This is a genomic window from Kocuria sp. NPDC057446 (assembly GCF_042802875.1).
GTDB lineage: Bacteria > Actinomycetota > Actinomycetes > Actinomycetales > Micrococcaceae > Kocuria.
Window position 1 is genome coordinate 1 of the sequence record NZ_JBHVDI010000038.1, and the last position, 25005, is coordinate 25005.

At 75.0% G+C, this 25005-nt stretch carries 24 protein-coding genes; 11 read left to right on the plus strand and 13 right to left on the minus strand.

Annotation, left to right across the window (positions count from 1 at the left end):
- Positions 1-2354: transglutaminaseTgpA domain-containing protein (locus tag ACFU0Y_RS06845; protein WP_380213708.1), on the plus strand; the 2354-nt coding region annotated here is incomplete at its 5' end.
- Positions 2355-2460: 106 nt separating this feature from the next.
- Here the strand turns inward: ACFU0Y_RS06845 and ACFU0Y_RS06850 are convergent.
- Both ACFU0Y_RS06850 and rsmI read right to left on the minus strand, forming a co-directional pair.
- Positions 2461-3303, minus strand: a complete 843-nt coding sequence (locus tag ACFU0Y_RS06850) for a formate/nitrite transporter family protein (RefSeq protein WP_380213709.1) — start codon at positions 3301-3303, stop codon at positions 2461-2463.
- Positions 3304-3488: 185 nt separating this feature from the next.
- Positions 3489-4430 carry a 16S rRNA (cytidine(1402)-2'-O)-methyltransferase gene (gene rsmI, locus ACFU0Y_RS06855; RefSeq protein ID WP_380213710.1) on the minus strand — a complete coding sequence of 314 codons (942 nt, stop codon included), beginning with the start codon at positions 4428-4430 and terminating at the stop codon, positions 3489-3491.
- Between the two features lie 77 nt (positions 4431-4507).
- Between rsmI and ACFU0Y_RS06860 the strand changes: the two genes are divergently transcribed.
- Positions 4508-6151 carry a dolichyl-phosphate-mannose--protein mannosyltransferase gene (locus ACFU0Y_RS06860; RefSeq protein ID WP_380213711.1) on the plus strand — a complete coding sequence of 548 codons (1644 nt, stop codon included), beginning with the start codon at positions 4508-4510 and terminating at the stop codon, positions 6149-6151.
- A 12-nt stretch (positions 6152-6163) separates the two neighbouring features.
- Here ACFU0Y_RS06860 and ACFU0Y_RS06865 read toward each other — a convergent pair whose 3' ends face one another.
- The 5 genes from ACFU0Y_RS06865 to ACFU0Y_RS06885 all read right to left on the minus strand — a co-directional run bounded on the left by ACFU0Y_RS06865 (position 6164) and on the right by ACFU0Y_RS06885 (position 10423).
- Positions 6164-7225 (minus strand): TIGR01906 family membrane protein, encoded by a 1062-nt coding sequence (locus ACFU0Y_RS06865; protein WP_380213712.1) that lies wholly within the window; start codon positions 7223-7225, stop codon positions 6164-6166.
- A 122-nt stretch (positions 7226-7347) separates the two neighbouring features.
- Complete coding sequence (locus ACFU0Y_RS06870; RefSeq protein ID WP_380213713.1) at positions 7348-8571, minus strand: Ig-like domain-containing protein; 1224 nt, start codon at positions 8569-8571, stop codon at positions 7348-7350.
- Between the two features lie 218 nt (positions 8572-8789).
- Complete coding sequence (locus tag ACFU0Y_RS06875) at positions 8790-9113, minus strand: hypothetical protein (RefSeq protein ID WP_380213715.1); 324 nt, start codon at positions 9111-9113, stop codon at positions 8790-8792.
- A gap of 207 nt (positions 9114-9320) precedes the next feature.
- The gene (locus ACFU0Y_RS06880) at positions 9321-9878 is read right to left on the minus strand and encodes a DUF3499 family protein (RefSeq protein WP_380213716.1); all 558 of its coding nucleotides are present in this window, start codon (positions 9876-9878) and stop codon (positions 9321-9323) included.
- A 14-nt stretch (positions 9879-9892) separates the two neighbouring features.
- The gene (locus ACFU0Y_RS06885) at positions 9893-10423 is read right to left on the minus strand and encodes a WhiB family transcriptional regulator (protein WP_380213717.1); all 531 of its coding nucleotides are present in this window, start codon (positions 10421-10423) and stop codon (positions 9893-9895) included.
- A gap of 310 nt (positions 10424-10733) precedes the next feature.
- On the opposite strand from ACFU0Y_RS06885, the gene ACFU0Y_RS06890 reads away from it, so the two are divergent.
- Positions 10734-11522: a TIGR03089 family protein gene (locus ACFU0Y_RS06890; RefSeq protein ID WP_380213718.1), complete on the plus strand. Its 789-nt coding sequence runs from the start codon at positions 10734-10736 to the stop codon at positions 11520-11522.
- 10 nt (positions 11523-11532) lie between these two features.
- Here ACFU0Y_RS06890 and ACFU0Y_RS06895 read toward each other — a convergent pair whose 3' ends face one another.
- Positions 11533-12165: a GtrA family protein gene (locus tag ACFU0Y_RS06895; protein WP_380213719.1), complete on the minus strand. Its 633-nt coding sequence runs from the start codon at positions 12163-12165 to the stop codon at positions 11533-11535.
- 234 nt (positions 12166-12399) lie between these two features.
- Here ACFU0Y_RS06895 and ACFU0Y_RS06900 point away from each other — a divergent pair, with 234 nt between their 5' ends.
- From ACFU0Y_RS06900 to ACFU0Y_RS06915, 4 genes are all read left to right on the plus strand, one after another.
- Positions 12400-13563, plus strand: coding sequence for a 5-(carboxyamino)imidazole ribonucleotide synthase (locus tag ACFU0Y_RS06900; protein WP_380213730.1), 1164 nt, complete (start codon positions 12400-12402; stop codon positions 13561-13563).
- A gap of 136 nt (positions 13564-13699) precedes the next feature.
- A complete protein-coding gene (gene purE, locus ACFU0Y_RS06905) occupies positions 13700-14185 on the plus strand; it encodes a 5-(carboxyamino)imidazole ribonucleotide mutase (RefSeq protein WP_380213731.1) in 486 nt (161 codons plus the stop codon).
- A 50-nt stretch (positions 14186-14235) separates the two neighbouring features.
- Positions 14236-15852 (plus strand): LCP family protein, encoded by a 1617-nt coding sequence (locus ACFU0Y_RS06910; RefSeq protein WP_380213720.1) that lies wholly within the window; start codon positions 14236-14238, stop codon positions 15850-15852.
- Between the two features lie 55 nt (positions 15853-15907).
- The gene (locus ACFU0Y_RS06915; protein ID WP_380213721.1) at positions 15908-16927 is read left to right on the plus strand and encodes a lipid II:glycine glycyltransferase FemX; all 1020 of its coding nucleotides are present in this window, start codon (positions 15908-15910) and stop codon (positions 16925-16927) included.
- 114 nt (positions 16928-17041) lie between these two features.
- Here ACFU0Y_RS06915 and ACFU0Y_RS06920 read toward each other — a convergent pair whose 3' ends face one another.
- Together ACFU0Y_RS06920 and glpX are read right to left on the minus strand one after the other, a co-directional pair.
- Positions 17042-18217, minus strand: a complete 1176-nt coding sequence (locus ACFU0Y_RS06920; protein WP_380213722.1) for a hypothetical protein — start codon at positions 18215-18217, stop codon at positions 17042-17044.
- A 199-nt stretch (positions 18218-18416) separates the two neighbouring features.
- The gene (gene glpX, locus ACFU0Y_RS06925) at positions 18417-19364 is read right to left on the minus strand and encodes a class II fructose-bisphosphatase (protein ID WP_380213732.1); all 948 of its coding nucleotides are present in this window, start codon (positions 19362-19364) and stop codon (positions 18417-18419) included.
- Positions 19365-19647: 283 nt separating this feature from the next.
- Here glpX and ACFU0Y_RS06930 point away from each other — a divergent pair, with 283 nt between their 5' ends.
- The 3 genes from ACFU0Y_RS06930 to ACFU0Y_RS06940 all read left to right on the plus strand — a co-directional run bounded on the left by ACFU0Y_RS06930 (position 19648) and on the right by ACFU0Y_RS06940 (position 22520).
- A complete protein-coding gene (locus tag ACFU0Y_RS06930) occupies positions 19648-20373 on the plus strand; it encodes a DUF4245 domain-containing protein (protein ID WP_380213723.1) in 726 nt (241 codons plus the stop codon).
- Positions 20370-21020 (plus strand): carbonic anhydrase, encoded by a 651-nt coding sequence (locus ACFU0Y_RS06935; RefSeq protein WP_380213724.1) that lies wholly within the window; start codon positions 20370-20372, stop codon positions 21018-21020. The genes ACFU0Y_RS06930 and ACFU0Y_RS06935 overlap by 4 nt, the downstream gene beginning before the upstream one ends.
- Positions 21021-21098: 78 nt before the next feature.
- On the plus strand, positions 21099-22520 hold the full coding sequence (locus ACFU0Y_RS06940) for a class II fumarate hydratase (protein WP_380213725.1): 1422 nt from the start codon (positions 21099-21101) through the stop codon (positions 22518-22520).
- Between the two features lie 109 nt (positions 22521-22629).
- Here ACFU0Y_RS06940 and ACFU0Y_RS06945 read toward each other — a convergent pair whose 3' ends face one another.
- The 3 genes from ACFU0Y_RS06945 to ACFU0Y_RS06955 all read right to left on the minus strand — a co-directional run bounded on the left by ACFU0Y_RS06945 (position 22630) and on the right by ACFU0Y_RS06955 (position 24134).
- The gene (locus ACFU0Y_RS06945) at positions 22630-22875 is read right to left on the minus strand and encodes an acyl carrier protein (RefSeq protein ID WP_380213726.1); all 246 of its coding nucleotides are present in this window, start codon (positions 22873-22875) and stop codon (positions 22630-22632) included.
- A gap of 116 nt (positions 22876-22991) precedes the next feature.
- Complete coding sequence (locus tag ACFU0Y_RS06950; protein ID WP_380213727.1) at positions 22992-23462, minus strand: NUDIX domain-containing protein; 471 nt, start codon at positions 23460-23462, stop codon at positions 22992-22994.
- A 147-nt stretch (positions 23463-23609) separates the two neighbouring features.
- Positions 23610-24134: a prepilin peptidase gene (locus ACFU0Y_RS06955; protein ID WP_380213728.1), complete on the minus strand. Its 525-nt coding sequence runs from the start codon at positions 24132-24134 to the stop codon at positions 23610-23612.
- Between the two features lie 67 nt (positions 24135-24201).
- Between ACFU0Y_RS06955 and ACFU0Y_RS06960 the strand changes: the two genes are divergently transcribed.
- A complete protein-coding gene (locus ACFU0Y_RS06960; RefSeq protein WP_380213729.1) occupies positions 24202-24957 on the plus strand; it encodes a hypothetical protein in 756 nt (251 codons plus the stop codon).
- Positions 24958-25005 lie beyond the last annotated feature (48 nt).

Consider the following 25005-nt stretch of genomic DNA (forward strand, 5'->3'; position numbering starts at 1 on the left):
CCCCGCGGCCGGGCCGCCGCCCGGTGCGCGCGGCCCTGGGCCTGGCCGGCACGGTGCTCGTGGCCCTCGGGCTGTCCCTCGTGGCGCTGACCGGCGTCCTCGACGGCGCGGGCTGGGTCCCGGGCGCGCTGCTCGCCGCCCTCGCCGTGGTCGCCGCGACCACGACCTCGCGCGTGCTGGGGCTGCCCGGCCCGCTGGCGCCGCTGTTCGGCGCCGGCGCCCTGGTGCTCGTCCTCACGGTCCTGTTCCTGCGCGAGCCCGCGCTGCTCGGGCTCGTGCCCACCTCCGGGAGCCTGGCCCTCGGCGCGGATCTGTGGCGGGAGGCCGCCGGGGTCGTCGCGGAGCGGCCCGCCCCGTATCCGGGGACCGGGGCGCTCGGCTTCGTGGCCGCCCTCGCGGCGGGTCTCGTGGCCCTGTTCGTGGACACCGTGCTCGTGGCGCTGCGGCTGCCGGGGGTCAGCGCGCTCGGGGTGCTGGCCCTGCTGGTGGTGCCCGCCCTGGTGCTGCCGCAGAGCGTGGGTGCGGCCGGCACGGCGGCCGCCGCGCTCGCCGCCCTGGTCCTGCTCGGCGGCGGTCGGCGCTTCGGCGCGGTCCGGGAGCCCCGCACCGCCGCGGCGCCGGGCAGCTGGCCGCGGGCGCTCGTGGTGGGCGCGGGCGTGCTCGCGGTGACCCTGCTGGTCCCGGGTCTGGTGCCCGGCTTCGTCAACGGCGCGTTCCCGCAGGGCAGCGGTCTCGCCGGCGAGCGCGCCGCCGGGGTGGGACCGCTGCGGGCCGTGGGACAGGACCTGCGCGCCGCCCAGCAGCTGCCGCGCCTCGAGTACACGACGAGCACCGGCGAGCCCGAGCTGCTGCGGGTGCTCACCCTCGCCGACTTCTCCGGGGCCGAGTGGTTCCCGGACAGCACCGGACTGGACCCCGAGCTCGGCGACCTCGGGCCCACCCCGCTGCACCCCGTGGGCGACGGCCCCGGCACGAGCACCGCCGTGGAACTGCGGGACTGGTCCGAGCGCTGGCTGCCGCTGCCCTGGGCCCCCGTGGACGTGACCGGTCTCGACGACGGCGACTGGTCCTGGAGCCCCCGGGACCTCACCGTGCACGGGGACCGGGTGCCGCCGGAGGGCACCGCCTACGAGGTCCGCTCCGTCGCGCCCGACCCCACGTCGGCGCGGCTGCGCGAGGCCCCCGCGGCACCGGACTCCCCCGAGCTCGCCCCGTTCCGCGAGCTGCCCGGCGAGACCCCGGCCGCCCTCCGGGACGCGGCCCGGGAGCGGGCCGGGGACGCCCCGACCGCGTTCGACCAGGCCCTGGCCCTGCAGGAGTGGCTGCGCTCGGACGAGTTCCGCTACGACGTGGACGCCCCGCTCGAGCAGGGCTACGACGCCGGCGGCATGGCCTCCCTCGAGGAGTTCCTGGCGGTGCGCACGGGCTACGCCGGGCACTTCGCGCCGGCGATGGCCGTCATGGCGCGCGAGCTCGGCATCCCCGCCCGCGTGGCGGTCGGCTACCTCCCGGCCGGCGGCGCCGGCACGGGTGCGGCCGCCGGCGCCGACGAGCCGTTCGGGGACGCGGCGGAGCCGGGCGCCTTCGCGGTCATGCCCCGCGACGCGCACGCGTGGCCGGAGCTGTGGTTCGAGGGCGCCGGGTGGGTCCGGTTCGAGCCCACCCCCGGCACCGGCGACCTCCCCGGCTACGCCGCCGAGGGGCCCCAGGACGGGGAGGGGCAGTCCCAGGAGGGCGAGGGCACCGCCGAGCCCACCGGCGCGCCGACCGACGAGCCCACCCCGGCGAGCACGGCGGACAGTCCCGACGAGGAGGCGCCCTCCGCCGAGCCGACGGCCGTGCCGACCCCCGAGGCCCCCGCCGCCCCGGAGTCCGAGGCGGACACCGGGCCGGCCGCGTGGCTGCCCTGGCTCGCCGGGCTCCTGGCCGCCGCGCTGCTGGGTCTGCTGGCCGTGCTCCCCCGGCTGCTCCGGTCCCGCCGGCGCCGGCACCGGCTGCGGGTGCTGGACGACGCGCAGGCACCGGCCGCCCAGCGGGCCCTGGCCGGGTGGGCGGAGGTCGAGGACCTCGGCACCGACCACGGACTGGGCCGCGCCGCCGCGGAGACGCCGCGGGCCTACGTCGACCGGCTCGGCACCGTGGTGCCGGCGGCCGCGCCGGCGCTGGGGCGGCTCGGCCGGGACGTGGAGCGGGCCCTCTACGCGCCGGGCACCGCGGCGTGGTCGCCGGAGGCCGGCTCCGCCGAGGTCACCGCGCTGCGGGCGGCCCTCGCCGAGCGCGGCGGACCCGGCGCCCGGCGCGCCCGCTGGCTCCCCCGCTCGGTCACCGCCCGCCCGGCGACACCCCGCCGATGACCCCCGGCTCGAACGCCGAGTCACCCCTGGGCTCGCAGTCCCCCCGGATCGGCCGGAGGGACCTGCGAGCACACGGGGACTCGGCCCGGGGAGGCACGCTCGGCGCTCACGCGACCGGGACGCGCTCCTCACGCAGGAGGGGGCGGTGGCGGGGCGCCCCGGTGCGGGCGTGCGTGGCGTAGAGGGTGAGTCCCACGAAGGTGAGCCCGCCCACCAGGTTGCCGAGCACGGTGGGGATCTCGTTCCACACGAGGTAGTCCATGACCGAGAAGTCGCCGCCGAGCAGCAGACCGGAGGGGAACAGGAACATGTTGACGATCGAGTGCTCGAAGCCCATGTAGAAGAACAGCATGATGGGCATCCACATCGCGATCACCTTCCCGGAGACGCTGGTGGACATCATCGCCGCGACCACCCCGGTGGAGACCATCCAGTTGCACAGCACGGCACGGACGAACAGCGTCAGCATCCCGGCGGCGCCGAACTCGGCGTAGCCGACGGTCCGGCCCTCGCCGATGTCGCCGATCCGCGCGCCGACCTCGTCCGGGGGCAGCGAGAACCCGTAGGTGAAGATGATCGCCATCAGGACGGCCACGACGAACGCGCCCGCGAAGTTGCCGGCGAAGACCAGGCCCCAGTTGCGCAGCATGGAGCGGACGGTGACGCCGGGGCGCTTGTCGATCAGCGCCAGCGGCACCAGGGTGAACACGCCGGTCAGCAGGTCGAAGCCGAGCAGGTACAGCAGGCAGAAGCCGACCGGGAAGAGCACGGCCCCGAGCAGGGGCTGCCCCGTCTGCACGGTCACGGTGACCGCGAACGCCGCGGCGAGGGCCAGGATGGCCCCGGCCATGAACGCGCGGATCAGGGTGTCGCGGGTGGACATGTGGACCTTCGCCGCTCCGGCGTCGATCATCTTCGTGACGAAGTCGGCGGGCATCACATAGGACATGGCATGGCTCCGTTGCTGGACGGACAGGAGGACGCCGGGGTCCGCGCCGCACGTGCCCGGCTCCCGGCACCCCCGAGTCTGGCGGGGCGGTGTTTCCGCACCGTGTCCCCGCCCGCCCCCGGGCGTCAACTCGGCCTCACCGGAGCCCGGCGCGGCTGTGAGGCGGGGCCCGGAGCGGCCCGTGGCTAGCCCTTGCGCGCGGCGAGCACCGTCTCGTAGAGCTCCCGCTTGCCCACGCCCGTGCGCTCGGCCACGCGGCCGGCGGCGTCCTTGAGCCGGGTTCCCGCGGCCACGAGCGCCTCGACCTCGACCACGAGGTCCTCGGGGCGCGCGGCCTCGGGGGCGGGGGCGCCGGCGACGACGACGGCGATCTCCCCGCGCACCTGCCCCCGCCCGCACCAGTCGACGAGCTCGGCGAGCGAGCCGCGCACGACCTCCTCGTGCAGCTTGGTGAGCTCCCGGGCGACCACCGCCCGGCGACCGGCGCCGAACGCCTCCCGCAGCGCGGTGAGCATGACCTCGAGCCGGTGCGGGGCCTCGTAGAAGACCATGGTGCGCCGCTCGCCGTCCAGCTCGGCGAGCCGGGCCGCGCGCTCCGAGGACTTCCGCGGCAGGAACCCCTCGAACGTGAACCGGTCCGTGGGCAGGCCGGACACGGCCAGCGCCATGAGCACCGCCGAGGGGCCGGGGATCGCGGTGACGGTCAGGCCCTCGGCGGCCGCGGCCTCCGCGAGCCGGTAGCCGGGGTCGGAGACGGTGGGCATCCCGGCGTCGGAGAGGACCAGCACGGTGCCGCCGGCGCGGACGGCCTCGAGCAGCTCGGCGACCCGCCCGGCCTCGTTGTGCTCGTGGTGGGTGAGCACCTGCCCGCGCGTGCTGACCCCGAGCCCGGCGGTGAGCCGGCGCAGCCGCCGGGTGTCCTCCACGGCGAGCACGTCCGCGGTCTCGAGGGCCGCCCGCAGCCGGGGCGGGGCGTCGCCGAGGTTGCCGATCGGGGTGCCCGCCAGGACCACCTGCCCGGCGCCCTCGCCGCCGCCGGCGGAGGGGGCGGGAACGTCCTCGGGGGCGTCGGCCGGAGTGCCGCGGGAGGTGTCGCCGGGAGTGTCGTCGTCGGGTTCGGTGTGCACGGGTCCACTCTACGGCGCGTCCCGCGGCGTCCCCGGCGGGTCCGCGGGCGCCCGGACGCGTCCCCTACGATGACACCGTGAGTTCCTCGGTGCGCGCCCCAGTCCTGGCCCCGCGGCCTCGGCCGGGCGCGCCGGTGGGCACCCTGCGCCGGTCCCTGGCCCCGGCCGCCCTGCGGGAGCGGCTGCTGCCGGCGCCCGCGGCCGTGGCCCGGTTCGCCTGGCTCGCGCCGCTGCTGGTGGTCGTGCTCGGCGGTGTGCTGCGCTTCCACCGGCTCTCCCACCCGGACGCGATCGTCTTCGACGAGACGTACTACGTGAAGGACTCCTACTCGCTGCTGCTGCACGGCTACGAGCGGCAGTGGCCGGAGGGCGCGGACGAGCTCTTCGTGGCCGGGACCCCGCCCGATCCCCTGGACACCCCCTCCTACGTGGTGCACCCGCCGGCCGGGAAGTGGCTCATCGCGGTCGGCATGTGGCTGTTCGGCGCCGAGGACCCCGTGGGGTGGCGCTTCTCCGCGGCCCTCGTCGGGACGCTGTCCATCGCGCTGGTGTGCGCCGCCGGGTGGCTGCTCTTCCGCTCGGTCACCGTGGCCACGCTGGCGGGGCTGTTCACCGCGGTGGACGGGCTGCACCTGGTGCAGTCCCGGCTCGCCATGCTGGACGTGTTCCTCATGTTCTTCGTGCTGCTCGCGTTCGTCCTGCTCCTGCTGGACCGGGAGCACGGGCGCCGCCGCCTGGTCGCCCGGCTGGGCGCGCCCCCGGGGCGCCGCGTCCCGGAGGCGGAGCTGCGGCGCCGCCTGGAGTGGGGGCCGTGGCTGGGGGTGCGCTGGTGGCGGATCGCGGCGGGCGCCGCCTGCGGCCTCGCGGTGGGCGTCAAGTGGAGCGCCCTGTTCCTGGTGGCGGGGCTGGGCGTGCTCACGGTGCTGTGGGACCTCAACGCCCGCCGGGTGGCCGGGGTGCGGCGCTGGCTGCTCGCCGGGGTGCTCAAGGACGGCGCGCCGGCGTTCCTCGCCGTCGTCGGGACGGGCCTGCTGGTGTACGTGGCCACGTGGGCGGGCTGGTTCGCCTCGGCGGACGCCTACCACCGCACCTGGGCGCAGGACCACCCGGGCGAGGGCGCCCCGTGGCTGCCCGCGCCCCTGCGCTCGCTGTGGGCCTACCACTCCTCCGCCTACGGCTTCCACAGCGGGCTGGGCACCGACCACTCCTACGAGGCGCTGCCGTGGCGGTGGCTGCTCCTGGCCCGGCCCACCTCCTACTTCTACGAGGACCCGGAGCGGGGCACTGCCGGGTGCGCGGTGGAGCACTGCTCCCAGGCGATCCTCAACATCGGCAACCCGCTCCTGTGGTGGACCGCGATCGCGGCCGTGCTCGTGGCCGTGTGGCTGTGGGCCGTGCGCCGGGACTGGCGCTTCGGCGCCCTGACCGGTGTGTTCGCGGCCGGGTACCTGCCCTGGTTCCTCTATCCCGAGCGCACCATGTACTACTTCTACGCGCTGCCCGTGCAGCCGGTCCTCATGCTGATGCTCGCCGGCATGCTCGGCCTGGTGCTGGGCCGGCCCGGCGACACCGTGCGGCGCCGCCGTGCGGGTCTGGCCGTGGTGGGCGTGTTCACGGCCGCGGTCCTGCTGCTGAGCGCGCACTTCGCGCCCGTCTGGTACGCGGAGACCGTCGCGTACGCCGAGTGGCGGCAGCGGATGTGGTTCGCCGCCTGGATCTGATCCCGGCCCGGCTCAGCGCCCGGCGAGCCGCCGCTTGAGCTCCTGGCGCCGGCGCACCCGCTCGAGCGCCCGGTGCCGGCGGAAGGCGGTGGGCCAGGTGGCGGTCATGACCGCGAGCGCGCCCAGCAGGGCGAGCCCGGCCACCGCGATCGCGGCGTCGATCCAGAACTGGGTGGGGTACAGCCGGATGAGGGTGTCCGAGGCGCGGAAGGTCCAGGACCCGTCCGCGAAGAAGAGGGAGTGGAACAGCGTGAAGAACTGCTGCCAGCCGAGCACCGCGGCGACCGCCAGCGCCACCAGCAGCGCCACGGTCAGCCACGAGCCGAAGAACAGGGCGCCGGAAGCGGCCCCCGGGGCCTTCGCCCGCAGGTAGAGGCACGAGACGATGCCCAGCAGCGCCAGGACCGCGACCACGGCGAGCGCGCTCTGCAGCACGATCTTCACGTCGGTCATGTGCGCCACCTCGGAGCCCAGGAACAGCTGCGCGCCGTCCGCGCCCCGGAGTCCGCCGAGGAAGCCGGGCGGGGCCCAGTTCATGACGTAGTCCAGTCCGTAGGATCCGAACACCATCCGCTCCTCGGTGGAGAAGCCGTAGGAGTCCGCCGGGAAGCCCGGGCGGTGGTACTCCGCCCACAGGAACAGGGGCGTGGCCACCACGCGCACGGCCGCGGCCAGCAGCGCGAGCGGCAGCACGAGCACCAGGAACACCTGCTGCAGCCGGGGCAGCCGCGGCTCGTCCGCCAGCGCGTCCCGGCGCAGCGCGGCCCGGCGGCGGGCCTCCTCGTCAGGGTCCTCCTCGCCTGCGGCCTCGTCGGCCCCGACGGCGCGGGAGCCCCCGCCCGTGCGGCCGGTCGCCCCGCGCTGCCCGGCGCCGCGGCGCTCGCCGGCGCGCCCGTCGTCGCCCTCGCCGTCGGGCGCGCCGGCGTGCGCGGCGTCGCGGTCGCCGTCCCGGGAGGTCTCCGCGGGGACGACGGCGGGGAGCAGGCCGGTCCACACGGGCTCCTCGCGGCGCTGCTCGTCCGCGGGCGGGTCGGCCTGCTGCCAGGGGGCCTTGTCGTTGCTGGGGGTGGCCACGGGCGGGTCCTTCGGTCGGTGGGCGTCGGGGTCCGGGCGGGCGGGGTCCGCTCCGGCCGGTCCCGATCCTACCCACCGCCGGCCCGCTCCCTCACCGCGGCCGGGTGCTCAGCGGCGCGAGCTCACCAGTCGCCCTTCCACTGCTCGTCCGCGTAGTGCTCGAGCGGGATGTTCCAGTCGCCGTACCCGTCGTCGGGGTCGGCCTGCGGATAGCCGGTGCCCACGATCTCCACGACGTCCCCCGGGCGGAACACGTCGTGGATGAACTTCGCGCCCTCGGGCGGCATGCCCACGCATCCGTGGGAGACGTTGGCGGTGCCCAGCACGGGCATCGCGGAGGGCAGCGCCTGGTGCACGAACTCGCCGCTGGCGGTCAGCCGGGACACGTTGGAGGCCCAGAACGTGTCGTACCAGTGGGGGTCGCCCGGCTGCAGGTCCAGGGAGGAGGCCTTGAACAGGTACTCGGGGGCCTGCTCCATGATGACCTTCTGCCCGGTGGTCGAGGGCCAGTCCGGGTTGCCCAGGGTCACGGGGAACGTGCCTGCGACCTCGCCGTCCACCCAGGCGGTCAGCGTCTTCGTCCCGTCGTCCACCCGGGCGTAGTGCTCGGCGCCGGTCGAGAAGCTCCGGCGCAGGTCGTGGTTGCCCACCATGCCGTGGCCCACGTCGAGCCCCAGCAGGTCCAGGGACACCGTGATCTCGGAGTGCGGCGCCCACTTCTCCGCCGGGCGGTAGCGGACCGTCGTGTCCGAGTACCAGCGGAAGGCGCCCGCGCGGTCGCCGCCGCCGTCCACGGTGACGGCCTTCTCGACCTCCTCCTTGTGGACCACGGGCTCGGAGAAGGTGAACTCCAGGACCTGCCCGGTGCCGTAGACCCCGCCGTCCACCACGTTGAGGCGCGCGTCGACCTCCTGGGCTGCCAGGACGGTGGTGAAGGTGCTGCTGCCCGTCGTCGGCCCGGCCGCGGAGGCGGCGCTCCAGTGCAGCACGTACGGGGTGTCGAAGGCCAGGACCGCGGTGCTGGTCCACGTGCGCCCGTCGGCCGCGAGCTCCCCGGCCACCGGGTCGCCGCCGGCGGCGGGCACCAGCACGACGTCGGTCAGCTCGCCCTCCTCGGCGCGCACCACCACCGGTTCCACCGGGTTGTGCTCCACGGCGGCGTTCCCCGGGGCGACCGTGACCTGCGCGGGCGCCGCCGACCAGCTCGGCGGCGGCGCGTCCGGGGCGGTGGCGGCCGATGCCCGTGCCGTCGGCTCCCCAGCCGGCGCCCCGGAGGCCTGCGCGCAGCCGGTGGCGAGCAGGACCGTCACAGCGCCCAGCGCGGCCAGGCGCCTCGGAGCGGGCATTGATCGAGGGGCAGGGAACCCGGGATCCGGGCAGCGGGACAGGGGCATGGGGAACGGCACCTCGGGCGTCAGGGGGGTGGGAAATGCTGGGGGGAACGCTGGGGGAACTGCTTCCACGATAGGTCCACCGGCGGTCCCCGGCCCCACTGACCGCCGTCCGGTCACGAATGTTAACTCGTTCGTGACGCCCGTCCTCCGTCACGACCGGCGGCGTGCCCTCAGGACTGGTGCACCGGGGTGAGGCAGGCGATGCCGCGAGTGATCGGATAGACCGGGTGCACGCCGTCGCGGAACGGCCGGTCGCTCATCAGCCGGTCGGCGTCCACCGGGATCAGCGTCCCGCCCGTCAGGGGGCACCGCAGGATCGCGGCGAGGCCGGGCGTCAGGGCCGCCGCAGGTCGCGGCGCCGGCTCGGGCGCCGGCAGCGCCCAGGGCGCCGGGCGGCCGCCGGCCGGCGCCTCGTGCAGCCGGGGCGACCGGCTCTCCTGGCGGGTCTCGGCGTGGAGATCGTGCGTCGGCTGCGTCGTTGCAGGGACCGTCATGGGGGGACTCCTGGTGCTCCGGGGGGAAGAGCGGCCCGCACCGGACAGGTGCGGTCTGCGGCTCATCATAGGGCCGGAGCGCCGGTGCGCCGCGGAACCCGCCGGTGACGCGCGGGGCGGACGGAGGGCCGGCAGGGGCGTCGGAGGCCGCAGCGGAGCACCGCGGCGCGGCCTCGTTCAGCACCGCACGGTTCCGGACCCGGCGGGTCAGATCTGCGGCCGGGCGCCGTTCCCGCCCGCGATGGGCCGGCGCAGGTGCGCCCGCTCCAGCGATGCGGGCACCGGGACGTCGTGCCAGGGCTCCTCGGCGTCCGGTACCGGACGGTCCCGCTCGGCGCTGTCCACGGCGTCCGGCCGGCGACCGGACCGGAGACCCGCACGGTACCCCTCGGGGCGCGGCGGACCGGAGGATCCCTGCGTGGGCGTGGGCGTGGGGGGCAGGGAGACGTCCCGGAGCACCGTCCTCGGACGGTCGCGCACGGGCGCCGGGGCTGGGCTCTCCCGGACCGCTTCCGCCACGGCGCCGATGTCCTCGCGCCGCGCTCGCGCCTCGGGCAGCTCGAGCCGGACCACGCGCCAGCCGCGGGGCACCGTGAGCCGGTCCGCATGCACGGCGCACAGGTCGTAGGCGTGGGGCTCGGCGTGCCCGGCGAGCGGGCCGACCACCGCGGTCGAGTCCGAGTACACGTAGGTCAGGGTCATGACCGCGTCCCGCGTGCAGGTCTGGCGGGAGCAGAGGCGGGTGGGACTGCCGGGAGAGCTCATGGCCCGAAACTACCTCAGCGGGCGAGGCGGCGCAGACGGCGGCGCTCGCGCTCGGAGAGCCCGCCCCAGATCCCGAACTTCTCGTCCTTGCTCATCGCGTAGTCGAGGCACTCCGCCTGCACGGGGCAGGCCTCGCAGACGCGCTTGGCGTCACGCGTGGACCCGCCCTTCTCGGGGAAGAAGGCCTCCGGGTCGGTCTGGGCGCACAGCGCGTCGGTCTGCCACGCGAGCTCGCCCTCGTCCTCGTCCACGGCGTACAGCCCGGCCACGGCGCTCCAGTCGGAGCCCTCGTCGGCGGCGGGCGCCTCGAGCAGGTCCAGGGCGGGCGCCGCACCGGCGCCGGAGAGGTTCTGGACGGCTTCGTGGGCGCGCAGATAGGCCGTGGCCTGGTCGTCCAGGCCGCCGGCGGACCGGCGGACGTGCCGCTCGGCGGCGCGCGGGTCGACCGGATCCACGTACCAGTCCTCGGGCACCGAGCGCATGCTCCGTCGACGGGCATCGAGGGGGCTGGATTCCACGACCTGCTGTCGTGCGGCCTCTCCCATGACTTTCCTTCCATCCGACACGATCGCTCGGGTGCGGCGCAGTACGGGGGGCGCCGACCCTGTGCATCCCGGAGAACGTATCCTTGCTGATCGTCTGCCGGACTTCCCAATTACACGTGTGTAACTCGTTCGGCGTCAACCCGTCCCGGGTGACCGCCCATGCCACGATATCCGGGAAGGATGCCTTTGGGAGTAGACGTTTTTCCACGTCACGGGTCGATTCTCGACAGCACGTCGCAGACCGCGAAGAATGCGGCAGGACGCATACGATTTGCCGCCGTTCCGGGCGTGCTCTCGACGAGGAGGAACCATGGACACCCAGATCCCCCGATCTGTCCCCCGCTTGGTGGACAAGCTGCGGAGCAGCAGCCGTCCCGCCCTGATCTGGTACGGCCGGGACGGGGAGCGCGTGGAGCTCTCCGGGCGGGTCCTCGACAACTGGGTCGCGAAGACCGCGAACCTGTGGGTGGACGAGCTGGACCTCGAGGCGGGCGACGTCGTGGCCCTGGGCGACGAGGTGCACTGGCGCAGTCTCGCCGTCGTCCTGGCCTCGTGGGTCATGGGGGCCGCGGTGCGGACCGTCGACCCGGCCGGGGGCGCGGCCGAGCCCGGCGACCGGGCCGTGGTGGGCCTCGCCGATCCCGAGGGGTCTCTCCCCCCGGTGCTGGAGCGGGTGCCCGCCGGCGCGCGCGCGGTGGTCCTGGACCGACCGGCGCTCTCGCTGGGCCGCCGCGGCGCGCCGGTGGACGGGGACGTCCTCGACTACTGCGCCGAGGTCCGCTCCCACGCGGACGTGTACGGCGGCCTGGAGGAGCCGGCGCCGGACGGCCCCGCGCTGCGGGCGCCGGGCACCGACGGGTTCCTGCCGCACGACCGGCTGCTGCCGGCCGCGGGCGATCTGGTGGCCGACCGGGAGGCGGCGTGGGGCACGGCGTCGGCGGTGCACGTGCCGGGACGGCGGATGGACGCCGAGCTCCTGCTGCGGGTCCTGGCCGTGCTGGCCGGGGGCCGGGCCGTGGTCCTCACGGACCGCCCGGCGGACGCGGCCGACGACTCCTGGCGGTCCGTGCTGGCGACGGAGAACGCCGTGGCCTTCTGAGCCGGGCGGCTCAGCGCTCCCCGGCCGGCTCCGGGCTCTCGTGGGCGTCCGGGCCGGGGCGGGCCGCGCTGCCCGTCGGGTGCCGGACGTCCTCGCGGTGCGGGTGCCCGTGCTCCCCGCGGGGGTGCTCGGCGCCGGGCTGGTGACCCGTGATCAGGGCGATCTCCAGGGCCGCGGTGTCGGCGAAGTTGGGGTCCTCGTCGAGCTCCTCGGTGAAGACCCAGAAGCGGTAGGCGAAGTACCGGAACACGGTGCCGAGGATCGTGCCGATGATCGTGCCGGACACGAAGGACGCGTAGGCGCTCGTGAGCCCGAGCACGTAGTAGCTGAAGCCGAGGCAGCCGAGCTCGATGGCCATGCCGATGCCGTTGGCGACGAGGAACTGGATCAGCTCACGGCGCTTGTCCGACTGGCGCTTGTGCCGGAAGGTCCACAGCCGGTTGGCGACCCACGCGAAGACGATGGCCACGGCCGTGGCCACGAACTTCGCCTTGAGGTGCCCGTCCTCGAACACGGTGTGCATGAGGATCCAGGTGAGCGAGGCGTTGATCACGAACGCGAGGGCGCCGACGACGCCGAACTTCATCAGTTCCTTGACGAACAGGTGCCACAGGGCATCGAAACGGTCGACGAGACGGTTCACGCGGCTTCAGGTCTCCCAGGTGGTGAGGCGGTGGGCGCCGGGCCGGCGCGGCGGTCGACGCGCGCGGGAAGAGCACCCGCGGCGGACCTCGGCACATCCTACCCCGCCCCTCCTGCGCGGCACCGGAGAGTTACGGCACAGTCCCCCGACCGTCCCGGGGCATCGGCGGGTCACCGGGAGGCGTCGCGGGGAGGGCCGGCCGGGCCGGGATACCCTGGTCGGGTGAATTCTTCTGTGACCGCCCCTGTCGTCGGCGTCGTCGGAGGCGGGCAGCTCGCCCGCATGATGGCGCCCTCCGCCACCGCCCTGGGCCTCGAGCTGCGCGTGCTCGCCGAGGGTCCCGACGTCTCGGCGGTCGCCGCCGTGCCCACCGCGCCGGTGGGCGACTACACCGACCTGGACGCGCTGCGCCGGTTCGCCGAGGGCGTCGACGTCCTGACGTTCGACCACGAGCACGTGCCCACCGAGCACCTGCACGCCCTGCTCGCCGAGGGCGTCGCGGTCCGCCCCGGCCCGGACGCGCTGGTGCACGCCCAGGACAAGCTGCGGATGCGCGCGGCCGTGGAGCGGCTCGGGCTGCCCAATCCGCGGTGGGAGGCGGTCGCCGACGTCGAGGCGCTCGTCGCGTTCGGCGAGCGCACGGGCTGGCCCGTGGTGCTCAAGACGCCGCGCGGCGGCTACGACGGCAAGGGCGTCATGGTGCTGCGCACCGCCGAGGACGCCCGCGGCACGGAGCCGGCGCAGTGGTTCGCCCGCACGGACGGACCCCTGCTGGCCGAGGAGCGGGTGGGGTTCTCGCGCGAGCTCTCCGCGCTCGTGGCGCGCACCCCGTCCGGCGAGGTGCGGGCGTGGCCGGTCGTGGAGTCGATCCAGGTGGACGGCGTCTGCGACGAGGTGCTCGCCCCCGCCCCCGCGCTGCTGCCCGAGGTCGCGTCCGCGGCCGCGGACGCCGCCCGGACGCTGGCCACGGAACTGGGCGTGACCGGGGTGATGGCCGTGGAGCTGTTCGAGACCCCCGGCCGCGGCGCCGGGTTCCTGGTCAACGAGCTGGCCATGCGCCCGCACAACTCCGGGCACTGGACGATGGACGGATCCGTGACGAGCCAGTTCGAGCAGCACCTGCGCGCCGTGCTGGACCTCCCGCTCGGGGACACCGGGCTGATCGGCGGCGCCGCGGTGATGAAGAACTACCTGGGCGGGGCGAACCAGGACCTCTTCGGCGCCTACCGGGCGGCGATGGGCGCCGAGCCCCGCGCCAAGATCCACAACTACGGCAAGGCCGTGCGCCCCGGGCGCAAGATCGGCCACGTCAACCTCACCGGCGCCGCGGACGAGGTCCCGGACCTGCGCCGGCGGGCCTCCCGCACGGCGGCCGTGCTGCGCGACGGACAGGCCTGAACCGCGTGCCCCGCACGGCCCGTCCAGCCGGGACGGATAGCGTAGCCCCAGACCGGACCGCGATGGCGGCCCCCACCCGCCGAGCAGCCCAGGAGCACCAGTGAACGAGAAGCAGCAGCCCGTGGTGGGCGTCGTGATGGGCTCGGACTCCGACTGGCCCGTGATGGAGGCCGCCGCCAGCGCGCTCGAGGAGTTCGGGATCCCCTACGAGGCGGACGTCGTCTCCGCCCACCGGATGCCCACCGAGATGATCGAGTACGGCCGACGGGCGCACGACCGCGGGCTGCGGGTGATCATCGCCGGGGCCGGGGGCGCCGCCCACCTCCCCGGGATGCTCGCCGCGGTGACGCCCCTGCCCGTGATCGGCGTGCCCGTCCCCCTGAAGACCCTCGACGGCATGGACTCGCTGCTGTCGATCGTGCAGATGCCCGCCGGCGTCCCGGTCGCCACCGTGTCCATCGGCGGGGCCCGCAACGCCGGGCTGCTGGCCGCCCGGATCCTGGCCGCCGGCACGGACCCGCAGGCGGAGGCCCTGCGCGGGCACCTCCTGCGCTTCGCGGACGAGCTCCGGCAGACCGCGCACGACAAGGGCGCCGCCCTGCGCACCCGCCTCGACGGCTGACCCGGCCGCCCCGCTCTTCCCCCGCCCGCCCTTCCCCGCCGGAGCTGCCCGTGAACGGCCACACCCCCCGCGCTGCGCACGATCCCCGACCGCCCCACGACCCGTCCGCCGCGGACCCCGGATCCCGGGACCTCCCGCCCGGCGCCGTGACGGCCGTGCGGGGCGTCGACGACGACGCGGCGGTCCCGCCCCGGCTGACCGATCCGCTGCGCCACCCCCAGCACGCGGGGGACGGCACCCGCACCCGGCGGGCCTGGACGCTGCTGCTGTCCACGCTCGTGGTCCCCGGCAGCGCGCAGCTCGTCGCGGGCCGACGGGGCACGGGGCGCGCCGCCCTCAGGGTCGACGTGGTCGTGTGGGCCGCGGCGGTCCTGGCGCTGCTGTCCCTGGTGCTGTGGCGCACTCCCCTGGTCTGGTTCCTGACGAACTCGTTCACGTCCCTGCTGCTGATCGCCGGGCTGCTGGGCCTGGCGCTGGGCTGGGCGTACCTCTTCTTCGACACGCTCCGGCTCATCCGCCCCGGTCTGCTCGTGCCGCGGACCCGCCGGGCGGTGGCCGCGGCCACCGTGGCGCTCATGCTCGTCACCTCGGGCGGGCTGGCCTGGTCCGCCTACCTGCTGTCCGTGGCGCGCGGGGCGGTCTCCGACGTCTTCGGCGGCGGGCTGCCCTTCCGCCCCGCGGACGGTCGGTACAACATCCTGCTCATGGGCACCGACTCCGGGGAGGACCGCTCGGGCCGCCGCCCGGACTCCATGACGGTGCTCAGCGTGGACGCCGCCTCCGGGCGGACCGTGACGATCTCCCTGCCCCGCAACCTGCAGAACGCGCCCTTCCCGGAGGACTCGCCGCTGGCGGACGTCTATCCCGAGGGCTTCAACTGCGGCGACGAGTGCATCCTCAACTCCCTCTACACCGACGTCACGAACAACTACGCCGAGCTGTACCCCGGCGCCGCGGATCCCGGCGCCGAGGCCATGAAGGACGCCGCCTCGGGCGTCCTCGGCATCGAGGTCCAGGCCTACGCGATCGTCGAGATGAACGGCTTCGAGCAGCTCGTGGACGCGCTCGGCGGGATCACCATCGACGTCGGCGGTCGCGTCCCGATCGGCGGCGGCACGGACATGATGACGGGCCTGCCGAACGAGATCTTCGGGTACATCGAGCCGGGCGTGCAGCACCTGGACGGCTACCACGCCCTCTGGTACGCCCGGTCCCGCGAGGGCGCCACGGACTACGACCGCCAGGCGCGCCAGCGCTGCGTGCAGGCCGCGATGCTCAAGCAGCTCAGCCCCGTCAACGTGCTGACCCGGTTCGAGGACCTCGCGAACTCGGGCACGCAGGTCGTCGAGACGGACATCCCGCAGAGCCAGATCGGCTCGTTCGTGGACGTGGCGCTCAAGGCCAAGGAGCACGAGCTGGTGCAGTACGCCGCCGGCCCGCCGTACTACGACCCGTCCTTCCCCACCTATCCGGACTTCGACCTGCTGCACGAGGACCTGGACCAGGTGCTCGAGGAGGCCACGGACCGCGGCGCACGGGAGGCGGAGGCCCTGCCGGCCGGCACGGCGGTGGGCGCCGGGATCGCGATGACCGTGCCCGTCCCGGCGGCGCAGCCCCTCGTGGCGGCGCAGGAGCTCACCCCCAACGGCACCTGCTCGGTGCCCTGACCGGGCCGGAGCAGCGGTCGCCGGCGGCACCCGGACACGCCGGTACAGTGGGGACGTGGCGAACATACTGCAGTCGAACGCATGGGCCGTCTTCCAGCGGAACCTGGGGCACACCGTGTTCCAGGCCTCCGGGGACGGATGGCGCTACCTCGCGATCCTCGAGGGCGGCCGGGCCGGACGCTACCTCTACTGCCCGTACGGGCCGGAGGCGCAGACCCCGCAGGCCTTCGAGGCGGCCCTCGACGACCTCGCCCGCACGGCCCGGGCCGAGCGGTGCTGGTTCGTGCGGGTCGAGCCCGTCGACGCCGCGGTGACGGACGGGCTCGAGACCCCCGAGGCCTCGCTGCGCCGGCGCGGGCTGCGCCCGGCGCCCCGGCAGGTGCAGCCCGGGCACACCCAGGTCATCGACCTCACCCAGGACGAGGACGCGATCCTCCAGGACATGAAGTCCACCAACCGCAACCTGCACCGCAACATCGCCAAGAAGGGCGTGACCTTCACGGCCTCGACCGACCCCGCGGACGTCGACGTCCTGCTGGGCTTCCTCGAGGCCACGGCCGAGCGCAAGGACTTCGCCCGCCAGCAGGACGCCTACCTGCGCGAGGCCGCCCGCAGCCTCATGCCCGCGGGCGCGGCGGCGCTCTACGTGGCCCGGCTCGACGGGGAGCCCATCGGCGCCTCCCTGGTCTACGACTCCGACGACACCCGCACCTACGCCCACGCCGCGATGGACTTCGAGCACCGGAAGCTCTCGGCGGGGATCCCCCTGGTGGTGCGGATGGTCCTCGACGCCAAGCAGAAGGGCCTGCGCCGGTTCGACCTGTTCGGCACCGCGCCCGAGGACGCCGGCCCGGACCACCCGTGGCACGGCTTCACGAAGTTCAAGAAGTCCTTCGGCGGTCGCCCGGAGTCCTATCCCGGGACCTGGGACCTGCCGCTGAGCCGCGGGAGGTACGCGGCGTACACCGGCGTGCGCGCCGCCCGGGAGGCCGCCGTCGCGGCCCGCAAGAGCCTCCCGGGCCTGCCGGACCGGCTCCGGGGGGCCGCCGCCGGGATCCGCCGCCGGAAGTCCTGAGCGCTCCCCGACCGTCGGAACGGCCGGACAGGGCCGACCGGGACGGGACCGGCCGCCTCCCCGCGGTCCGCGTCGGGACGGCCGTGGTCCGGGACCACGACGCCGGGCCCCGCGTCAGCGGCCGGCCGCGTCCCGGAGCGCGGAGATGCTCTCGCCGACCACCCTGCGGGTGAGGTCCCGGGCCCGCCGGGCCCGGCCCCGGGCGGGACGCCCCGCCCCGTCGTCGTCCTCGGGGGCGTCGTCCTGCTCCCCGCGCTCGGGCGACCACGCGGGGACCGGCTCGCCCAGACCCAGCTCCGCGGCGACCGCCGAGCCCGAGGCCTCGGCCGCCGCCTCGGCGACATCCTCGGAGAACTCCCCGGCCGGGCCCCGCCCCAGCGGCATCTCCCACGGCCCCAGCACCGGCCGCTCCGCGGCGGCCAGCTCCCGGACCACCAGCGGCGCCTCGGTCTCCTCCGGGTCCCCGCCGTCGAGGCGCTGCACGCGCCGCTTCTGCAGCTCCACGATCCCGGTCAGCAGCAGGGCGTCGTCCACGCCCAGGTCCCGCCCGCGGCGGGTGAAGCCGAGGCGGTAGATCATCGCCAGCCCGCGCGTGTGCACGAACCACAGGTAGCCCAGGGCCGCCTCGCGGCCGTCCTCGCCGGCCTCGGTGGCCACGAGCAGCAGCGAGTCCTCGCCCAGGTCCTCCAGGAGCTGGGTGATGAGCCGGGTCCGCAGCCCGATGTTCGCGAGCACCCGGCTGCCGGCCGTGACCTCGCGCACCGTCACGCCCTCGGTGCGCAGGGCCGTGCGGCACCGGTCCAGGGTGGCCTCGGAGAGCCGCCGCGAGAGGTCCCGCTCGGTCTCCCCCAGCACCACCTCCAGCCGCCGCGGCTCCTCCGGCCCCGGGTCCGCCGCGGGCCGCGCGAAGCCGGCGGCCTCGAGCGCCTCCGCGGCGCCGGGCACGCGCAGGGTGTCGGCCTGGAAGCGGAGCAGGACGGCCGAGTGCTCCTCCCTCGCCCAGTCGGCGAGCGCGGCGGCGACCACGGGCAGGTCCTCGGGCCGGTGGACGTGGCAGTGCACGGTCCCGGCGACCACGCGCTCGGCCTCGGAGCGCAGGTAGAGCTGCGCGTAGCCCACGGTGCGCTGCTCGGCGTCGTGGACCATGACCCGGTCGACCCCCAAGGCGGGGCCCTCGGCGGAGACCTGGGCCTCGCCGATGCCCCACAGCTGCTGCGGGTGCCCGCCGGTCACCCGGACGGTGGCGTCCCAGGTCTTGCGGTTGGGACAGGGGCTGACCGTGGTGCTCACGTGGGGATCCTCCTCGTCACCCGGGCGCTCCGCCCCGGCTGGGGGACCGCGGTCGGCGCCCGCAGTTCGGCCTCCAGTCTAGGGCCGGGAGGGGTGCCCGGCGGTGCCGGACACGGCCGGGCCGGGCACGGCAGGACCCCCGTACCGGCGGACGGTGCGGGGGTCCTGGGCAGCGGCCGCGCGGGCCGGCGCGCCGGCTCTAGTGGCGGGCGTACTTCTCCCACTTGGAGGCGAGGTGCTCGGCCTCGACCATCCGCACGGTCCCGGAGCGGGAGCGCATCACGATGGACTGCGTGGTGATCCGGCGGCCGCGGTAGCGCACGCCGCGCAGCAGGTCCCCGTCGGTGATGCCGGTCGCGGAGAAGAAGCAGTTGTCCGAGGTGACGAGGTCGTCGGTGCTCAGCACGGCGTCGAGATCGAGGCCGGCGTCGAGCGCCTTCTGCTTCTCGTCGTCGTCGGTGGGCGCCAGCCGGCCCTGGATGATCCCGCCGGTGGCCTTGACGGCGCACGCGGTGACGATGCCCTCCGGGGTGCCGCCGATGCCCATCATGACGTCCACGCCGGTGCCCTCGCGGCAGGCCGCGATCGCGCCGGCCACGTCCCCGTCGAGGATCATCCGGGTGCGGGCGCCGGTCGCGCGGATCTCGTCGACGAGCCCCTGGTGGCGCGGGCGGTCCAGCACGCACACGGTGAGCTGGTTGACGTTGATGCCCTTGGCGCGGGCCACGAGGTGCAGGTTCTGCTTGACGGGCAGGCGCAGGTCCACGAAGTCCGCGGCCTCGGGGCCCACCACGAGCTTGTCCATGTAGAACACGGCCGAGGGGTCGAACATCGACCCGCCGTCGGCCACCGCGATGACGGCCAGGGCGTTGTTCATGCCCAGGGCGGTGAGGCGGGTGCCGTCGATGGGGTCCACCGCGACGTCGGAGGCCGGCCCGGAGCCGTCGCCCACCTGCTCGCCGTTGAACAGCATCGGGGCCTCGTCCTTCTCGCCCTCGCCGATGACCACGGTGCCGTTGAAGTGCACGGTGGAGAGCAGGGCGCGCATGGCGTCGACCGCGGCGCCGTCGGCGGCGAGCTTGTCGCCGGCGCCGACCCACTGGCCCCCGGCGATCGCGGCGGCCTCGGTGGTCCGCACCAGCTCCATCGCCAGGTTGCGGTCGGCCACGTTGTTGGTGCGCGTCTGGGTCGTTCCGGTGGATTCTTCGGCCACGGTGTTCCTCACCTTCGAGTTCACGTTCTGAGGGACCCCCGGGCCGGGCTCGGCCGCGGGCGCGGTCCACGTCCCGCCCAGCATATCGCCCGCTCCCCCGCGCACCGCGACCTGGGCCACATTGCGGCGGGGTGCGTCCGGGCTGGCCCGGCCGCGGGCCGGGTGCGGCCGGCGGACCCGGCGGACAGGGACCCGACGGACAGGGCACAATGGACGGGTGAGTTCCTCGACCCCCGACCGTTCCGCCGAGCACCGCCCGGCCGAGCCCCCTGCGGGCGCCGGCACCGCGGCCGGTCCCGGCGTGCCCGGTCCCGACGCCCCCGCCCCCGACGCCCCCGGGCAGCCGCTCCCGCAGCTCACCGAGAAGCAGGCGCGGCGGATCAACGCCCCCGTGCAGGGAATGATCATCTCCATGGCGGTCCTCCTCCTGCTCGTCCTGCCGTTCGTGTGGCTCCAGCCCCGCCCCGACGCCCAGCCGTACCGTCCCGACGTCGACGTCGCCCAGGAGGCGGCCTACGTGGCGGACGAGGCGCCCTTCACCCCGGTGGTGCCGGAGCCGGGCGAGGGCTGGAGCGCCAACTACGCCCGGTGGAACGGCGGCGCCGCCGAGGGGGTGCCCTACTGGGAGATCGGCTGGGTCACCCCGCAGGGCAGCTTCATCGGCCTGGTGCAGACGTCCCTGGCCAATCCCACGTGGCTGGCCCAGCAGACCGAGGCGCTCCCCGCCACCGCGGAGGTCGAGGCCGGGGGCGTGCCGTGGAACGTCCACGTCCGGGAGGAGTCCCGGAACCAGGACGCCCTAACCGTGTACACCGGCGAGGTCAACGGCTCCACGGTGGTGCTCAAGGGCGACGCGCCCGGCACCGAGCTGGACCGGCTGGCCACCACCGTCGCCGAGGACCTCACCGATGCCCCTGCCCCGCGAACCACGGAGATGCCATGACCCCGGACCAGCGCCCCGACGACACCTCGCCCCGCACCCCGGCAGCCGCCTGGCAGCGCCTGCGCGAAGGCAACGCCCGGTTCGTGGCGGGCGAGTCCATGCACCCGAACCAGGACGCCTCCCGGCGGCAGTCGGTGGCGGGCGGGCAGCACCCGTTCGCCGTGATCTTCGGCTGCGCCGACTCCCGGCTGGCCGCGGAGATTATCTTCGACCTCGGCCTGGGCGACGCGTTCGTGGTGCGCACCGCGGGGCAGGTCATCGACGACGCCGTGCTCGGCTCCATCGAGTACGCGGTGGCGAACCTCGGCACGCCGCTGATCATGGTGCTGGGCCACGACTCGTGCGGGGCGGTGTCCGCCGCGCACGGCGTCGCCGGCTCCGGGCAGATGCCCCGCGGCTTCCAGCGGGACCTCATCGAGCGGATCATGCCGTCCGTGCTCGAGACCCAGCGCCACGGCCGCCAGGACGTCAACTCGGCGGTCGTGGAGCACACCAAGCAGACCGCCTCGCGCCTCATGGAGCAGTCCCGGGTGATCGCGGACGCGGTCTCCAACGGCGACGTCGCCGTGGTCGGGGTGTTCTACCACCTCGAGGACGGCCAGGCGGAGCTCGTGCACGGGCACGGCACCTGGCTGCCGGGCCGCTGAGCCGGTCGCCCGGGACGGCGGCCGGCACCGCGGGCCGGGCGTGCCGGGCGTCACCTGGGGCTGTCCTAGACTGACGCCATGGCTGATACCACCGCAGAGACCACCGAGTACCGCATCGAGCACGACACCATGGGAGAGGTCCGCGTTCCCGCGAACGCCCTCTACCGTGCCCAGACCCAGCGTGCGGTCGAGAACTTCCCCATCTCGGGCAAGCCCCTCGAGCCCCAGCACATCGTCGCGCTGGCCCAGATCAAGAAGGCCGCCGCCCAGGCGAACGCGGAGCTGGGGGTGCTCGACGACGAGCGCGCCCGCGCCATCGCGAACGCCGCGGACCAGGTCGCCACGGGGCAGTACGACGAGCACTTCCCGATCGACGTCTTCCAGACCGGGTCCGGGACGTCCTCCAACATGAACACCAACGAGGTGCTGGCCACCCTGGCGAACCAGGCGCTCGAGGGCACGGACGTCGAGGTCCACCCCAACGACCACGTCAACGCCTCCCAGTCCTCCAACGACGTCTTCCCGACCTCCGTGCACGTGGCCGTCACGGGCGCGCTGATCAACGACCTGGTCCCGGCCATGACGCAGCTGGCCGAGTCCCTGGAGAAGAAGGCCGCGGAGTTCCAGGACGTCGTGAAGTCCGGGCGCACGCACCTCATGGACGCGACCCCGGTGACGCTGGGCCAGGAGTTCGGGGGCTACGCCGCGCAGATCCGCTACGGCATCGAGCGGGTGCAGTCCTCGCTGCCGCGGGTGGCCGAGGTCCCGCTGGGCGGCACCGCCGTGGGCACGGGCATCAACACCCCCGCCGGCTTCTCCGCCCGCGTCATCGAGCTGCTCGCCGCGGAGACCGGGCTGCCGATCACCGAGGCCCGCAACCACTTCGAGGCCCAGGCCAACCGGGACGGCCTGGTCGAGGCCTCCGGTCAGCTGCGCAACATCGCCTACAGCTACATGAAGATCAACAACGACCTGCGCTGGATGGGCTCCGGGCCCAACACGGGCCTCGGCGAGATCCTCATCCCCGACCTCCAGCCCGGCTCCTCGATCATGCCCGGCAAGGTCAACCCGGTGATCTGCGAGTCCACCATCCAGGTGTGCGCGCAGGTGATCGGCAACGACACCACGGTCTCGCTGTCCTCCACCAACGGGGCGTTCGAGCTCAACGTGGGCATCCCGGTCATGGCCTCGGCCCTGCTGGAGTCCGTCCGGCTGCTCGCCAACTCCTCGCGCGTGATGGCGGAGAAGATGATCGACGGCCTCGAGGCGAACGTGGAGCGCTGCCGCTTCCTCGCCGAGGCGTCCCCGTCCATCGTGACCCCGCTGAACAAGGCCATCGGCTACGAGGCCGCCGCGACGATCGCCAAGCACGCCGTGGCGAACAAGATGACGGTGCGCGAGGCGACGATCGCCCTCGGCTACGTCGAGAAGGGCCAGCTCACCGAGGAGCAGCTGGACCGGGCGCTGGACGTCACCACCATGACGGGCCCCAACGCCTGACCCGGCGCTCCCCAGCACCGAGGGGTCGCGTCCGGACGGAGATGCTGCGGCATTCCGTCCGGATGCGACCCCTCGCGTCGTGCGGCGGCAGTTCGCGCGCCGGGCCGGGTCAGGAGGTCACGGCCGGGCCGGACTCGTCGGACTGGGAGAGCTCCTTGATGAACTCGTGGCACGTCCGGGCGCGCTCGGCGTCCTGGCTCATCACCTGCTCGAAGAACTCGGCGATGTCGTCCCGGCCGGCGTTGCGGGCGTCCCGCACGTACTGGCCGTAGTCGTGGCCGGCCTTGAGCGAGTGGTACTGCACGGAGACCAGGTCGTAGGTCACGTCGTCGAAACCGGTCTGTCCTGCGGGCATGTCGTTCCTCCTTGCTCGTTCGTGCACGTCGGATGGACGTCTTCGAGTCTAGGAGCGCGTGCCGCCCGTCACAAGTAAGCACACTGTGTTTCTGTTCGCGGCTCCGCGGCCCCCGCTCAGACCACGAAGCGGGGCGGGCCGCTGTGCGCCCGCGCGGCGCGCAGCCGCTCGAGCTGGTGCGGCGGCATGCGCGGGAGCTCGTCCAGGGCGTACCAGCCGACCTCCAGCGACTCGTCGTCGTTGACCCGGGCCTCCCCCGAGACCCAGCGGCAGCGGAACGTGTGGTCCAGGAACTGGCAGCGGTCCCCGTTCGGGTACTGCACGGGCTCCCCCGCCTTGATCGCCACGAGCTCCTCCACGACGGCGACGACGCCGGTCTCCTCCAGGCACTCGCGCACCGCCGTGACCGCCGGCTCCTCGCCGGGCTCCACGATGCCGCTCACCAGCCCCCAGTTCCCGTTGTCGCTGCGGCGGGCCAGCAGGACCCGGCCGTCGTCGCGCAGCACCACCGCGGTGACGGCCGGCAGCCACAGCAGGTCGTGGCCGATCTTCCGCCGCAGGGACAGGACGAACTCGGGGGTGGGCATGCGGGCTCCTCGTGCGGGGTCTCGAAATGGGGGCTCCGGCCCATTCTGGCAGGCCGGCCCCGGTCCGAGCAGCAGCCGGCGCAGCGGCCGGGGCAGCGGCCGGGGCAGCGGTCGGGGCAGCGGTCGGGGCCGCAGACGCAGCCGCGGTCAGAACAGCAGGAGCACGCCGAGGGCCCCGGCGATCATGGCGGGGCCGAACGCCACCCGGGAGCGGGCGTCGACCCGGCGCAGGGCCACGAGCACGAACCCGGCCAGCCCGCCGAGCACGAATCCGGCCGCCGCCCCCAGCACCGCGTGCCACACGGAGGCGAAGCCCAGGCACATGCCGAGCAGCCCGGAGAGCCGGACGTCGCCCAGGCCCATCCCGTCCGGGTGGAGCAGGCGCAGCAGCACGTAGAGCCCGCCCACGAGCACCAGGCCCCACGCCATCCAGAGCAGCCGCACGGGCTCGCCGGCCACGACCGCCGCCGCCCCCAGCAGCAGACCGCAGCCGGGGTAGAGCGGGCGCACCACGCGGCCGGGCAGGCGGTGCTCCCGCACGTCGGTGCGCCACAGCCACGCGCACCCGGCCGCGAGCAGCGCGGTGCCGAGCAGAGCGAGCACCCCGGCGGCCCAGCCGGCGGCGTCGCCGCGGGCGAACTGCTCGGTCAGGAAGGTGCTCACACCGGGCATCGTAGCCCCGGACGCCGCCGGGGCGGGGCGCCTGTGGACGCCGTGCGGCCGTCCCTAGACTGGGGCCATGCACCGCTCCCCCGTCCCCGCGCCCACCGACCTGGACGAGTTCTGCGCGCTCAGCCGCTCCTCGCCGTGGCGCTGGGACACCGTGCGCTTCGTGCTGTCCTGGCTGACCCCGGCGGACTCCGCGCCGCGCCGCCCGGTCCGGGCCTGGGTCCGCCGCCCGGACGGGCTGCGCGTCGAGACCCTGGAGGGCGCCCCGCTCTACACGGCCGGCACGCGGGAGCAGTCCCGCGACGACTTCTACGTGGCCTCGACCTCGGCCTCGTGGCTGCTCGCCCCGCACCTGGTGGCCCCGGTGTTCACGGACTCCGGGCTCGTCGAGCGCCGGCCCGAGGCGGCCTACGGGGACCCGGTCTTCGGCGGCGGCCGCTGGCAGGCGATCCTCGACCCGGTCGAGCTGGCCGGGGACGCCCCCGTGCCGCCCTATCTGCCGGAGCGGCGGCCCTGCACGGTCGAGGACGTCGTCACCGGCACCCACCACGGGCGGCGGGTGCGCGGCGCCGTGGTCGTGCCCGGCCACGCCTACACCCCGACGACGCCGGGACACCCCCTCGCCCCGGCCCGCACGCGCGTGCTCCTCGACGAGCGGACGGCGATCTGCGTCCGCTCCGAGGTGCTCGAGGGACCGCTGGCCGGCACGGGCCACGACCTGCTGGTCGAGGCCGTGGACGAGTACTTCATCGACGATCTCTTCCGCTCGGTGCCGCTGGACCTGACGGACGTGAGCCGGCACCTGCCCTGGCCCGTCGGCCCCTGACGGCCTCCGCGCATCCGTGGGGACACGCGGGACGCCGGCGGGCCGGCG

Bases quoted from the DNA above. Each gene is read 5' to 3' on its own strand.
- ACFU0Y_RS06850 (WP_380213709.1), bottom strand. From the start codon at position 3,303: ATGTCCTATGTGATGCCCGCCGACTTCGTCACGAAGATGATCGACGCC.
- ACFU0Y_RS06870 (WP_380213713.1), bottom strand. From the start codon at position 8,571: ATGCCCGCTCCGAGGCGCCTGGCCGCGCTGGGCGCTGTGACGGTCCTG.
- ACFU0Y_RS06875 (WP_380213715.1), bottom strand. From the start codon at position 9,113: ATGACGGTCCCTGCAACGACGCAGCCGACGCACGATCTCCACGCCGAG.
- ACFU0Y_RS06880 (WP_380213716.1), bottom strand. From the start codon at position 9,878: ATGAGCTCTCCCGGCAGTCCCACCCGCCTCTGCTCCCGCCAGACCTGC.
- ACFU0Y_RS06885 (WP_380213717.1), bottom strand. From the start codon at position 10,423: ATGGGAGAGGCCGCACGACAGCAGGTCGTGGAATCCAGCCCCCTCGAT.
- ACFU0Y_RS06890 (WP_380213718.1), top strand. From the start codon at position 10,734: ATGGACACCCAGATCCCCCGATCTGTCCCCCGCTTGGTGGACAAGCTG.
- purE (WP_380213731.1), top strand. From the start codon at position 13,700: ATGGGCTCGGACTCCGACTGGCCCGTGATGGAGGCCGCCGCCAGCGCG.
- glpX (WP_380213732.1), bottom strand. From the start codon at position 19,364: ATGGAGCTGGTGCGGACCACCGAGGCCGCCGCGATCGCCGGGGGCCAG.
- ACFU0Y_RS06935 (WP_380213724.1), top strand. From the start codon at position 20,370: ATGACCCCGGACCAGCGCCCCGACGACACCTCGCCCCGCACCCCGGCA.
- ACFU0Y_RS06940 (WP_380213725.1), top strand. From the start codon at position 21,099: ATGGCTGATACCACCGCAGAGACCACCGAGTACCGCATCGAGCACGAC.
- ACFU0Y_RS06945 (WP_380213726.1), bottom strand. From the start codon at position 22,875: ATGCCCGCAGGACAGACCGGTTTCGACGACGTGACCTACGACCTGGTC.
- ACFU0Y_RS06950 (WP_380213727.1), bottom strand. From the start codon at position 23,462: ATGCCCACCCCCGAGTTCGTCCTGTCCCTGCGGCGGAAGATCGGCCAC.
- ACFU0Y_RS06955 (WP_380213728.1), bottom strand. From the start codon at position 24,134: ATGCCCGGTGTGAGCACCTTCCTGACCGAGCAGTTCGCCCGCGGCGAC.
- ACFU0Y_RS06960 (WP_380213729.1), top strand. From the start codon at position 24,202: ATGCACCGCTCCCCCGTCCCCGCGCCCACCGACCTGGACGAGTTCTGC.